Source organism: Paenibacillus sp. FSL R7-0302 (genome assembly GCF_038006885.1).
Lineage (GTDB): Bacteria > Bacillota > Bacilli > Paenibacillales > Paenibacillaceae > Paenibacillus_AQ.
This window is the reverse complement of the sequence record NZ_JBBOWB010000001.1, coordinates 2,607,287-2,618,966: the sequence shown is the minus strand read 5'-3', so window position 1 is coordinate 2,618,966 and position 11,680 is coordinate 2,607,287. Positions and strand designations below refer to the sequence as shown.

Genomic DNA, 11,680 nt, shown 5'->3' with positions numbered 1-11,680 from the left:
CATTGAAGTAAATGATTTCTAAGCTGTTTTTGCGTAGATTTATTCTAACTTACTTTGGGCAGCAATAACAAACATAAGTTTGGTCTGCACAGCCTGTTTTGTCTTGTATTACAGACTTGGAATAATTATGTATAATATGAATGGCTAGAGCATAACCTGTGACGGCTATTCCATTCCTAATACTCCGAGGTGACCGTAATGCGGCGAACCAAACGTTCAGGTAGAGAGATTGTTTCTTTTCTGCTAAGCGCCTTCTCCATACTGATCATTGCCTTCTTCATCATCCGCTATGTGCTTCAGACCGTTTCATTCGCACCTTAAGCCTGCCCACGCAAAAAGGAGCATTTGGGGGAAATGCTCCTCTTCGGCTTGCATATACCAAGGATTAGATTGCACTTCCGGAAGAATTGTAATCCGAAAGTCATACCAATAATTTACCTTAAAAATCACAATAATACAAGTATTTCCTTCTATTCCAGTGAAAATGTGACTAATTCATGACTGCGCTTCGCCGCTTGGCTGCCCGGTAGCTAATCCTTACTCTTGCTGCTGTAACACCCTCTGCAGAATAGACTGCACAAACGCGGTCTTCCCGTCACAATACGCATCAATGTCATAACGGTACTCTTCAGCCAGCCGCTGCTTGACCGCCTGATATTCCTCACGGGCAGCGGGATGGCTGCGCAGATAATCTCGGAACAGAATATGCTCCACGTAACCCTTGCCGTCCTTGGGACATACATAGAGATGGTATTTCATGAATCCGTCATCCTGGTTGCTCTTGAAGGCTTCCCGGCCCTCGATGCCCAGATTGCCCTGATGCTCATAACCGGACGCCTGAAGTCTGCGGATGATCTCCGGCAGCTGGTCATAGCTCTCCATCACCAGATCGATATCAATTACAGGCTTGGCCCACAGGCCTTCAATCGAGGTGCTACCCACATGCTCTGACCGGATAATCAGATCTCCGGCGATCTCCAGCATCCGCGCCTCAATTCTGCGATATTCCGCCTTCCAGGCCGGATCATATGTAACCACTTCTACAACCTTGGTCTTCTCGGCCATAATCCCTCTCCTCCTTCAGCTATAACCTAAACTCGCCACTGGAATAGAATACAAACCACTATCTCATACTAACCCACAGAGACGGAGGTGAACAGTATGCCCAAGAATAGTGCGGACCCGAAGCATGACCGTGCAGATAACCGTGCCGATTCCAAAAACAACCAGCAGAACCACGCCAGCATCAGCGAAATCCCCCAGATGGTAACTCCTGATAAAGCGGCAGATGTCGTGCCGAGCCTTAACGGGGTGACCAAGAACGAGAGCTGATTTCCGGTTTGTTCTGCCCGCAGACCAGGCTTCTCCCTCCGGCAACAGAGGCGGAAGTCCGGTCTTTTGTCCATGCGCTATAGTTCTACATTAAGTCTAATGATAGAATAATAGAATCCTATTAATAATGACGGAAAGAGTGGACATATGCGAATTGGATTTTTTGACTCCGGAATCGGCGGGTTAACCGTGCTTCATCAGGCGCTTAAGCTCCTGCCGCATGAGGACTACCTCTTCTATGCAGATACAGACCATGTGCCCTATGGGGAGAAGACGAAAGACGAGGTCAGGGAATACATCCTGCAAGCGGTGGAATTCATGGCCCGGCAGCATATCAAAGCGTTGGTTGTCGCTTGTAACACAGCCACCAGCATTGTGATCGAAGAGCTGCGGCAGCGGTATGACTTCCCGGTCCTCGGGATCGAGCCGGCCGTGAAGCCTGCGGTTGAACAATCGGAGGGCAAGCAGAAGAAGGTGCTGGTACTCGCCACCCGCTTAACGCTGCAGGAGAAGAAGTATCATGATTTGGTGCACCGCATCGATCACGGGGAGATTGTAGACAGTCTGCCGCTGCCCGGGCTGGTTCAGTTTGCGGAGCATTTTGATTTTGACGAAGAGAGAATTATTCCCTATCTGAAAAGTGAGCTGGCCCACTTGGACCTTAAGCGGTACAGCACAGTGGTTCTTGGATGTACCCATTTCCCCTACTTCGAGGGAAGCCTGCGGAAGATATTCCCGGATACGGTTGACTTCATCTCGGGCAGTCTCGGAACCGCCAGACATTTGAAACAGCTCCTTGAAGCGGGGGGCCGGATCAACGAGGGGACGGGCGATATCCTTTTTTACAGGTCCAGTGTCCCGGTAGATGATCCCGCAATGTTATCTGAATATAAACGTCTGTTCCAGCGTCTGGATGACATTGAACAATCTATGAATCTTAGCAAAAGGAGTGATCCCGCATGAGTCACTATACAGCCCTAATGGAAAGATTACGCCGGAATCCGCTGAAGAATGTTACGCTGCTCAAAATGATGACGGCTTATCATGCACAGATCGACAGCGTGCTGATTGAACAGCAGAAGGAGTGGGGCGTGCTGCTGCTTATTCCTGCCAATACCTTCGGCTATGATCACCGGACCTACCCGGAAGCTGACACCGTTGTGCTTATGGACTACAGTAGCCCCGAGGTCTTCCCTGCCCTGTTGAAGCGGTTGCCGCGGGACGCCAATCTGGTCTTCAAGCTTCAGGAGGAGGCGTACCGTCAGGCGCTGGAACCGTATTTCGCACTGCGGCGGGTCCGTAGTCTCTACTCTTATTCTTCGGCCGAAGGCCAGAGGTTCAGCGCAGATGAGGCCTGCACAGTCAGTGAAGCTATCGATGAACGGCTGCTGCCGCTGTGGATGGCGAATGATTATTCGCTAGAGGAGATCACGCAGTATTTTGCAGACGGGGCGTTCGCTGTGACGTTATTTGACGGGGATACGCCACTCAGTACATGTATGGTGTACCGCAATGAGGAGCGAATCTGGGAGATTGGCGGTGTGCGTACCATAGAAGCTGCTAGACAGCGGGGATTGGCACAGCGCGTAGTCCGCACAGCAGTCTTCCACACCCTGCAAAAGGGCTACATTCCAAGATATCAGGTGCTGGAGAACAATCCCGCCTCCATCCGTCTGGCCGAATCGATCGGCCTTACCCGCGCTGTTACGCTGGAGCACTGGGTTAATTATTGACACTAATGATGAAGGAGGCAACCTATGAACATGAACTATCAACCTCCGCCTTACGGAGAACAGGATCATTTCGGACAATATCCGAAGCCCCCGCTGGAACGGATGAATAGCAAAGCTGTTGCAGCACTGGTACTGGGTATTCTCTCCATCGTAATACCTTACGTCGGCATCATCTTCGGTATTACCGCAATCATTCTGGCTACACTTGCCTTCAGAGAGATCCGTTACAGCTATGAACAAGGCCGTGGATTGGCGATCGCCGGGCTGGTCTGCGGAATAGCCTCCACCTTTATTTACACCATTCTCATCATAATGTTTGTTTTAACTATTCTGTTATTTAATCATGCCTACACTGCTGCGGCGTATAACTTGATCATTGCTGATAGTCTCTTAGTCTAGACCGGATGGCGCTTTAATGTGTGTGTTTATCGCTAATCTCATGTAAGTGATAGGTAGCGCAGAACCACTTAGGGACATTAATTGGATTTTCAACACTTATTAACCATGCGATTGCTTATAGATTGACCGTAAGTGGATTTATAGCAACTAATTCTGTGCATTTCCGTAAATCTCATATTTTCAGCTGAATTAGGTGGATTTTTTCCAACTGCTTGGCTGGAAAGTGAGATTCTCGTCTTATTAAATTACGTTTATCCACCTATTTTCCGGCGGGCTGGACGGGGTAAACGGGGTGGCCGAGGTGATTGGGTGGCGGATGTGGGCTGACACCGGTTTCGATAACCGGACCAGCCCCATTGTACAACTCTGCATCACAGAGTACCCTTGCTCCTAAGAATGCTGATGCTTTCCTGCTGGCGGTACTCCGTCGGGGTAAGGTTGTATTTCTTGCGGAACATTTGGGTAAAATGGCGCATGTCCTGGTATCCTACCCGCTCCGCGATATCGGCCAGCTTCAGCCCCGGATTCAGCAGTAATAGCTTCGCCTGCTCCAGCCGCAGCGAGGTGACATAGTCCTTGTACCCCTGCCCTGTCTTCTGCTTGAACAGCTGGCTGAAATACGCCGGATTCAGGAACACCACCGAAGCGATTCGCTCCAGCGACAGCTCCTCGTAGAAATGCTCCTTAATGTAGTGCAGCGCGACTTCAATCGCCTTCTCTCCACTCCCCTTGAGCGGCTCAAGCGGCGGCCCCTGGAAGGCCGAAGCTTCCCGCATCCGTTTCACGATCTGCGGCACCGTATGGAAGTCACAGCTCAGCCCGGAATAGATGATCTGAAAAGGGATTTTCAAATAATGCGTCAGATGCGTCTTCACCTCCTCCTGGAACTGCTCTACCCGGACATTCTCGCCCGGTGTGATCAGGCCCAGCAGATTCTGCCGGTCATAGTTGACCACGAAGCCCCGCCCATACCGCTCGATCAGCTCGGAGAGAACATTCTCGACAATGAAATGCTCCAGCCGGGCGCTCTGATCCCCCGCCTCCAGCTGAACCATCACCAGATAGAAGGAATGATAATCTTCAATGAACGCGTCGATGTCCAGATTCCCGATATCCAGCCCGGAGGCCAGGCGCTGAAAAACCCCCTCGCGCAGGAACCGCAGACTAGCCTTCAGCCGCTCGCCTTGCCGCGAGATCTGGTTGTCCTGCTGAATTTCGGTCATCAGGCTGTCGATCAGCTCGGTCAGCTTATGCTTGCCGATCGGCTTCAGCAGATAGTCGCGCGCACCCAGCCGGACCGCTTCCTGGGCGTAGGAGAACTCGCTGTGGGCAGAGATGACAATCCATTTCACATACGGATACCGGCGTTTCGAGATTTTCATGAATTCCAGCCCGTTCATGCCCGGCATCAGAATATCCGTCAGCACGATATGGATGTGCTGCTCCTCCAGAATCTTCACCGCTTCCTCCGCCCGGTCGGCCACGAACACCTGATGCTCTGCACTAATCTGCTTAATCGTACGCTTGATCCCTTCACGGATGGCCCGTTCATCATCGGCTATAAGAATATTCATCCCGGCATCTCTCCTTCCACTGGAATAGGCAGCACGATCGCCACCTGCGTCCCCTCACCGGGGAAGCTCTGAATCTGCAGACCATAGCCCTCCCCGAACATGAACCGCAGGCGGCGGTGCAGGTTCTGGAGTCCGATCCCGCTTTTGCCGCCTTCTCTGCCACTGGAGCCCGAACTATCCGGACTATCCACATTCAGCGACTCCTGAAGCCTTGCAAGCTGCTCCCTATTCATTCCGTCTCCGTTATCCTCCACGATTAGCTCAAGGTGGTCGCTCTCTTGCCGGGTGTATACCTTAAGAATCCCCTGACGCGAGAGCGGCTCCAGTCCATGCTTCACCGCATTCTCAATGACCGGCTGCACCGTCATCTTCGGGACCCTGATGTTCAGCCAGCGTTCATCGATATCTGTCACGATTACGAGGCGGCCCTCCAGACGGATCGAGATAATCTTCAGGTAATGCCCGATCTGCTCCAGCTCCTCACTCAAGCTTACATCGGCCCCGTCCTCCCACTGGCTGCTGTAACGGAACATAGATGACAGCGACAGCACCAGCTCGCCAAGCTGTTCATTGCCCTCTTCATCCAGCATCCAGTAGATCATATCCAGCGTATTGTAGAGGAAATGCGGGTTCACCTGAGACTGCAGGGCATGCAGCTCCGCATTTTTTTCGCTGACCGAAGACAGCTTGACCCGTTCAATCAGCTCCTCGATCCGCCGGACCATCCGGTTGAAGGAAGCGACCAGAATGTTAATCTCCTGATACGAGGAGACCTTGACCATGCCGCGGAAATTCCCCACCTCTACCTGGCGCATCTCGCGGATCAGCTTCTTCAGCGGCGAAGAGATAGTCTGCGATACGATGGAAGCAATAAGTGTGGAGACCAGGATCAGCGCCGAAATCACGATCAAGAGATAACGCTTCATCTCCACCAGCTCCACATTCAGATCCTTGTCCGGAGTAATACTCATCACCCACCAGCCCGAGAAAGACAGCTTAGACGCCACAACCAGTTGGCCGCGCTCCTGCTGAACCATCACATGGTCCGAAGCGGGGAGCTTAGGCAGACGGGCAGCGTCCGGCTGCGGATCTGTGGCTGAGGTGACAAACCGTCCATCCGGGGACATCAGGTAGACCTGACTGTGCGTGCCAAGCTTCAGATTCTCCAGCGCATCCAGCACCGGCTGCGGGTCCGTCTCATACAGCACGATCCCGATCGGCTTATGCTCATTCAGATCATAGAGCTGCCGTCCGAAGGCGAAGACCGGGCTGTCCTCCACCTGGTCGATCAGGGAGTGCGGGTACACCCCGAGCCAAACCATTTTCCCCGAGGAAGCCTGCAATTGCCGGTACCAGTCCTCCTGCCTGTAATTCGGATCGACCACATTCATATAGTTGCCATAGTTGTAGATCTTGCCGCGGTCCGTGATCACATGGATGCCCACCAGATCATCCCGCGAATAAAAAATCGAGCCGATGATATTCGTCACCGTCTGCTCATTGATATAGGCCACCGCCGGCCCGTCCGTCTTCTCATTAATTAAGCGGATCATCTCGAAGTTATTGCTGAGTGACTTGGACAAGGCGTCATACCCCTTATAGAGAAGCGTGAATAGGCCTGCGCTCTGGGCGACGTTTTTTTGCGACAAATCACCGATCTTCTCATGCAATTGGTCTGTAGTCCGGTTATAGTACAGCAGGCTGACAATAAGCAGAATACTGGACATGCAAAAAAGAAACAGCAAGAACAACCGATGATGAATGGAATGAAAGCCGAGCTTCATAAGACTCTCCCCTTTACGCACCCTGTTCTGCCGTTTCCTATTATAAAACTTATCCATTTTTATGCAATGAGGGAATTCAGCACACCTTACCCTACCCCTTAACCGCTCCGGCCACCATCCCTTTGGTAATCTGATTCGACAGGAAGAAGTAGATCAGAATGACCGGCAGCGCGCCCATCACCAGGAAGGCTCCGATATTCCCGTAGTTGACCGAATACTGGCTCACAAAGGTATAGACCCCGAATGGAAGGGTTTTGAGCTTCTCTGACGAGATGAACGTAGCGGCCAGGATGTACTCGTTCCAGATGTTGATGAAGGTTAAGATACATACGGTCATGACAGGCGGAATCGACACCGGCAGAATAATGCTGCGGAAGATCCGGTACACGCTCGCCCCGTCGATGAATGCCGATTCTTCGATCTCATGTGGAATAGCTCTCATGAAGCCGCTCAATATGAACACAGCGATGGGCGTCGAGAACGCGATGTACGGCAGAATCAGCGACCAGTGGGTGTTGAGAATATGCATATTTTTGAAAATAATCATCAGCGGCAGCAGCGTGGCCTGCATCGGAATCATCATCCCCATCAGGAAAATGGTCATCACGGCATTGCCGTATCTCCACCGGAACCGGGAGATCGCATAGGCCGCCATCGAAGCCAGCAGAATGACACAAATCATCGTAAGCGCGGTAACGAATACGCTGTTCGACAGGTACTTCAGATAACTGCCCGAGGTGTAGGCCTCGTAGTAGTTGTGCCACTGCAATTTTCGCGGTAAAGAAAAGAAGCTCCCGTCCAGAATCTCCTCATTGGTCTTCAAGGAATATAACAGGAGCCACAGCAGCGGGTAGAGCTGGGTAATGACAGGAATGGCAAAAAGAAGATACACGATTCCTTTTTTAAGCATACGCATGGTCCGCGCACTCCTTTCCTATTCGAATTTTCGCTCAAGCCGGTTGAAGATCATGTTGATGATGCCGGTAAAAATGAGACAGACCACTACGAGGAAGGTCGCAATCGCGCTGCCGTAGCCATACTTGAAGGACAAGAAGGAGCTGTTATACATATGGGTGGAGATGACATCTGTGGCATGCGCCGGACCGCCGCCAGTCATGACCATGACCAGATCGAAGGCTTGCAGGGACCCGATGAACGCCAGAATAATCGATATTTTGAAAATCGGAATGATCAGCGGAAGCGTAATGTAACGATCCGCCTTGAAGCCGTCAGCCCCGTCAATTCTGGCCGCTTCGTACAGCTCGTCGGGAATGTTCTGCACCCCGGTATATTGGATCAGCAGATGGTAGCCGAAATACTGCCACAGGGACACCAGATACAGAGAATACATGGCGATATTAGGCTCGGTCAGCCAGTTATGCGTCCAGCTCTCCAGCCCCAGGGACACCAGCACACCGTTCAGCATGCCCCCCATCGAAGTAGGGTTATAGATGGTCTTCCAGAGTTGTCCAATAATAACGACTGATAAGATGACCGGCGTGAAGTAGATCGACACCAGTGTGTTGGCTCTGCGCAGATAACGGTTCAGCAGGATCGCCATCCCCAGACAGAGCGGGATTTCCAGCATGGAAGCCACGGCGTACAGCAGCGTTCTCCGCACAGAGGGCCAGAACACCGGGTCATTCCAGAACATATTCTTGAAGTTGCCGAAGCCGACGAACTGAGAGGTCGTTAGACCGTCCCACTTCAATAAGCCAGTGTACAACGAGACCAGTATGGGAACGAATACCAGGCACACATAGAGCAGCAGACATGGCAGTATGAAGACGGCGATTGTGCGTGCCGGCACCTTAAGGACTTTCATATTTCCCGCCTCCTAATCAAGCAGATTCTTCTTTATCTACTGATTTATATCATTAATGATTAATGCTATTAACTTTAAAAAGTGCATGATAAACCCGATGCGAAGCAGCCTGAATCAGCTGGCTTCGCATCGAGCAGAACGGCTATACGATTGCAGGGAATGCGTTAGATTGGGCGAACCACTAAGGACTTAAGCTTATTTATTGGCTTCAAATGCGGCCTGATGCTCTTTGGCTACCGCCTTGGAATCCATCTTCTGGACGAACAGGTTCTGGATGCTGCTGAGGTGGACCTGTGCGGTTGCAGGGTTCATGGTGTTATCGAACGCCAGGTCGCCGCCCTTCACTTGGTTGAACAGTCCGGCAATGTTCACTGCCAGATCGGAATAACCGGCAGCCTTGAGGTCGCCGTCCACCTTTTGGCCGATCCCTACAGCGTTCTTCAGCTCAAATTGCTTCTTGGGATACTGGGTGCCGAAGTAGTTGAGGAAGTCCTTGGTTTCCTGCAGATGCTCGCTGTTCGCCGATACCGCGAAGGCGCTGCCGGGGGCCAGCATGAATTCGTTAGGTTCGCCTTTGCCGTTCACCGTCGGGAACTGGAAGGCTCCCACTTTACCGGCTACCGGAGAAGCATCAATGGCACCGGTCTCCCAGGAACCGATGGACCACATGGCAGCTTTGCCTGTTTTGAAAATATTCCCGCCCGCATTGGCGTCAATAGAGGTGGCACCGTCAGGGAAAGCACCCGCTTGAACCAGCGCCTGGAACGCGTCAACCGCTTCGATGAACGCAGGATCTTCAAAGGTCTTTTTGCCGTCCAGCACATCCTTCAGGAAGCCAGGGCCGCCGTTGGTGCGCAGCAGAATGTTCATGAACAGGAACGATCCGGTCCAGGAATCCTTTTCGCCGATCGCCAGCGGGGTGATGCCCTTGTCCTTCAGGATCTTCACATCCTTCAGCATCTCCTCGAAGGTAGTCGGAGGAGCAGCAATGCCGGCCTGGGCGAACAGGTCTTTATTGTAGTAGACGACTTCAATGTTGTTGCCGTCGGGGATGGCATACACATTATTGTCGAAGCTGTAGTAGTCGAGGAGGCCCTTCTGGTACGTGTCCTTCAGGCCATTCTGATCAAGCATATCGTTCAGCGGAGCGAACAACCCTGCATCGACGAACGGTTTCATTTGTGCTGCCGGGTTCACGATGGTGATGTCCGGCACTTCTTTGGACGCCGCCTGTGTCTTCAGCTTCACCTTCTGCTGGTCCGTGTTCAGCGTGTCCAGTTCAATTTTCACATTGGGATGCTCTTTCATGTACGCGTCGGTCAGTTCACGGATCATTTTGTAATTGGGCGTTGCGGGATCGGGGTAGATGTTCTGGAAGGTAAGCGTTACCTTTTTATCGCTCGGTGCGTCTGTTGCAGCGGCATTTCCGCTGCCTGTGGCGGCGTTCGGTGCGGCGGTGTCCTTAGCCTTGGAATTGGCGTTGTTGTTCGAGTTCCCGCATGCGGCAAGGCTTACTGCCATTAGCGCGGCGAACGCGACGGTGACGGTTTGCTTCATTTTTCTGTTGACCATTCATTAATGCCCCCTCTGTCGTGATAAGCTAATTATCATCGCGTAGAGCGCTTCCGGGCAAGGTGGGAACTGCAGAAATGAGGTTTGCTTTTTCTAGGGTATGCTTGGGCGGGCTTCATTCGTCAGCTCTTTATCTAACATCTGCTCATCGTCTTTCACATAGCCACAATCTTCGTAGGTCCGAATAGCCGCAGTGTTCCTTCTACCCGTCAATACCTTGACCCGTCTCACTCCGCGCAGCCTAAGCTCATCTTCCAGACAAGTAATGATAGCTCTGGCAGCTCCCTTTCTTCGGGCGGTATCTTGCACATAGAGTTCTGTAATTTCTCCATAGGGCTCCTCATAGCAAAAGGAATACAGGCTTTGAGCGCAGCCAAAACCCACGATGCTACCGTTCAACTCGGCTACGGCGATACATTCGTTACGGTTCGTATGTAGATGTTCAATAATTTGGGCCGGGGGTCTGTGGACGCCGCGGTTGAACTCTTGATTGAGTCCCGACAGTGCCTCAGCATCTGCTATGGACGCTAGCCTAACAGTTATAAGTGAATTCACATGGAGTCACCTCGTCTATTTATATTTTTATAAAAAGCACTAAAGAATTGAACTCTAAGCTTGGTCGTCACTGCGGTGAACATTTGGACTTCCGGCCGCTGCCCATCCCCAGATTTCTTCATCTAATCCGCTGTTCGGAGTTGAAATCCGGTGACAGCTTATGCTTACGAGGTAGCTACCGCTCCTACAGTTCCAATTTCCCTCTCCGCTGCTTCATAATAACGCTAATTCTTGAAGAACTTCCTTTACGTCACAGCTGGAATTCAAGATATGGATCATCTCTTCCGTAATGGGGACATCATCGTAGATTTTTGCAACAACCTCTAAGGATAGGGATAATTCAAAGTAACCTGTTGCAAATTCCACAAAATCCTCTGGTGTATGGAATATACAGCCCAATAAAAAATCAGAACCATCGCTTGTACCTTCTGGAATCTCAACGTTTCCTTTGTGCCAGCTAGTGTCCCTGTTTTTACGCCAAATACAAAAAGTCACATCTTCTTTTTCAATTGCATCATCTTCAAGTAATGATAATAATTCCTTTGGGACATCATCATAAATCCCTTGCCATACTTTATGTTCATCTTGTGCATATGGGCTTAATTCAGATTCGTGATCGAAGCCTTTTATTATGGAGCCTTCAGGAGAAAACAAAATAAATAAATGATCCCCTGCTCCATTATCTATTTTCGCCATAGAAACACCCTCATTCCAATCTTGAACATAGCTATGGTAACGAAGCCATTCCTCCTTACAAAGAATAATATTCAGTGAAGCTTGGATTTTCATTAGCTTTTGTAACATTGTTGGATCCGGTAAACGCTCTAACGCTTTTGCTTCCATAGAATCCTCACCCACCATATAATATTTTTCTAATTATACCGTAGTTCTTTGTATAATTTCCGT

13 protein-coding genes are annotated in these 11,680 nt (G+C 51.0%); 5 read left to right on the top strand and 8 right to left on the bottom strand.

All coding sequences use genetic code 11. The features are described from left to right. Positions 1–198: 198 nt before the first annotated feature. On the top strand, positions 199–321 hold the full coding sequence (locus tag MKY96_RS11510) for a hypothetical protein (RefSeq protein WP_340940472.1): 123 nt from the start codon (positions 199–201) through the stop codon (positions 319–321). 216 nt (positions 322–537) lie between these two features. On the opposite strand, the gene MKY96_RS11505 is transcribed toward MKY96_RS11510, so the two are convergent. Further along, positions 538–1,065 carry a GrpB family protein gene (locus MKY96_RS11505; protein WP_340940471.1) on the bottom strand — a complete coding sequence of 176 codons (528 nt, stop codon included), beginning with the start codon at positions 1,063–1,065 and terminating at the stop codon, positions 538–540. A gap of 96 nt (positions 1,066–1,161) precedes the next feature. Between MKY96_RS11505 and MKY96_RS11500 the strand changes: the two genes are divergently transcribed. The 4 genes from MKY96_RS11500 (at position 1,162) to MKY96_RS11485 (ending at position 3,464) form a co-directional block, all read left to right on the top strand. Then, positions 1,162–1,332, top strand: coding sequence for a hypothetical protein (locus tag MKY96_RS11500; protein ID WP_200869561.1), 171 nt, complete (start codon positions 1,162–1,164; stop codon positions 1,330–1,332). Between the two features lie 147 nt (positions 1,333–1,479). Then, the gene (gene murI, locus MKY96_RS11495; protein ID WP_340940469.1) at positions 1,480–2,295 is read left to right on the top strand and encodes a glutamate racemase; all 816 of its coding nucleotides are present in this window, start codon (positions 1,480–1,482) and stop codon (positions 2,293–2,295) included. 17 nt (positions 2,296–2,312) lie between these two features. Next, on the top strand, positions 2,313–3,065 hold the full coding sequence (locus MKY96_RS11490) for a GNAT family N-acetyltransferase (RefSeq protein WP_340940468.1): 753 nt from the start codon (positions 2,313–2,315) through the stop codon (positions 3,063–3,065). 30 nt (positions 3,066–3,095) lie between these two features. Further along, positions 3,096–3,464, top strand: coding sequence for a DUF4190 domain-containing protein (locus MKY96_RS11485; RefSeq protein ID WP_340940467.1), 369 nt, complete (start codon positions 3,096–3,098; stop codon positions 3,462–3,464). Positions 3,465–3,835: 371 nt separating this feature from the next. On the opposite strand, the gene MKY96_RS11480 is transcribed toward MKY96_RS11485, so the two are convergent. From MKY96_RS11480 to MKY96_RS11450, 7 genes are all read right to left on the bottom strand, one after another. Then, positions 3,836–5,038: a response regulator gene (locus MKY96_RS11480; protein WP_340940466.1), complete on the bottom strand. Its 1,203-nt coding sequence runs from the start codon at positions 5,036–5,038 to the stop codon at positions 3,836–3,838. After that, on the bottom strand, positions 5,035–6,822 hold the full coding sequence (locus MKY96_RS11475; RefSeq protein ID WP_445671435.1) for a cache domain-containing sensor histidine kinase: 1,788 nt from the start codon (positions 6,820–6,822) through the stop codon (positions 5,035–5,037). Before MKY96_RS11475 ends, MKY96_RS11480 begins: the two co-directional genes overlap by 4 nt. 91 nt (positions 6,823–6,913) lie before the next feature. After that, positions 6,914–7,738 carry a carbohydrate ABC transporter permease gene (locus MKY96_RS11470; protein WP_340940463.1) on the bottom strand — a complete coding sequence of 275 codons (825 nt, stop codon included), beginning with the start codon at positions 7,736–7,738 and terminating at the stop codon, positions 6,914–6,916. 18 nt (positions 7,739–7,756) lie between these two features. Further along, on the bottom strand, positions 7,757–8,647 hold the full coding sequence (locus tag MKY96_RS11465; RefSeq protein WP_340940461.1) for a carbohydrate ABC transporter permease: 891 nt from the start codon (positions 8,645–8,647) through the stop codon (positions 7,757–7,759). A gap of 195 nt (positions 8,648–8,842) precedes the next feature. After that, the gene (locus MKY96_RS11460; protein ID WP_340940459.1) at positions 8,843–10,219 is read right to left on the bottom strand and encodes an extracellular solute-binding protein; all 1,377 of its coding nucleotides are present in this window, start codon (positions 10,217–10,219) and stop codon (positions 8,843–8,845) included. Between the two features lie 93 nt (positions 10,220–10,312). Then, positions 10,313–10,774, bottom strand: a complete 462-nt coding sequence (locus tag MKY96_RS11455; protein WP_340940457.1) for a GNAT family N-acetyltransferase — start codon at positions 10,772–10,774, stop codon at positions 10,313–10,315. A 213-nt stretch (positions 10,775–10,987) separates the two neighbouring features. Further along, complete coding sequence (locus MKY96_RS11450) at positions 10,988–11,617, bottom strand: hypothetical protein (RefSeq protein ID WP_340940456.1); 630 nt, start codon at positions 11,615–11,617, stop codon at positions 10,988–10,990. Positions 11,618–11,680 lie beyond the last annotated feature (63 nt).

What these genes read in the sequence shown, in the direction of transcription:
- MKY96_RS11465 (WP_340940461.1), bottom strand. Translation starts at nt 8,647, where the DNA reads ATGAAAGTCCTTAAGGTGCCGGCACGCACAATCGCCGTCTTCATACTG.
- MKY96_RS11510 (WP_340940472.1), top strand. Translation starts at nt 199, where the DNA reads ATGCGGCGAACCAAACGTTCAGGTAGAGAGATTGTTTCTTTTCTGCTA.
- MKY96_RS11460 (WP_340940459.1), bottom strand. Translation starts at nt 10,219, where the DNA reads ATGGTCAACAGAAAAATGAAGCAAACCGTCACCGTCGCGTTCGCCGCG.
- MKY96_RS11500 (WP_200869561.1), top strand. Translation starts at nt 1,162, where the DNA reads ATGCCCAAGAATAGTGCGGACCCGAAGCATGACCGTGCAGATAACCGT.
- MKY96_RS11480 (WP_340940466.1), bottom strand. Translation starts at nt 5,038, where the DNA reads ATGAATATTCTTATAGCCGATGATGAACGGGCCATCCGTGAAGGGATC.
- MKY96_RS11470 (WP_340940463.1), bottom strand. Translation starts at nt 7,738, where the DNA reads ATGCGTATGCTTAAAAAAGGAATCGTGTATCTTCTTTTTGCCATTCCT.
- MKY96_RS11505 (WP_340940471.1), bottom strand. Translation starts at nt 1,065, where the DNA reads ATGGCCGAGAAGACCAAGGTTGTAGAAGTGGTTACATATGATCCGGCC.
- murI (WP_340940469.1), top strand. Translation starts at nt 1,480, where the DNA reads ATGCGAATTGGATTTTTTGACTCCGGAATCGGCGGGTTAACCGTGCTT.
- MKY96_RS11450 (WP_340940456.1), bottom strand. Translation starts at nt 11,617, where the DNA reads ATGGAAGCAAAAGCGTTAGAGCGTTTACCGGATCCAACAATGTTACAA.
- MKY96_RS11490 (WP_340940468.1), top strand. Translation starts at nt 2,313, where the DNA reads ATGGAAAGATTACGCCGGAATCCGCTGAAGAATGTTACGCTGCTCAAA.
- MKY96_RS11485 (WP_340940467.1), top strand. Translation starts at nt 3,096, where the DNA reads ATGAACTATCAACCTCCGCCTTACGGAGAACAGGATCATTTCGGACAA.
- MKY96_RS11475 (WP_445671435.1), bottom strand. Translation starts at nt 6,822, where the DNA reads ATGAAGCTCGGCTTTCATTCCATTCATCATCGGTTGTTCTTGCTGTTT.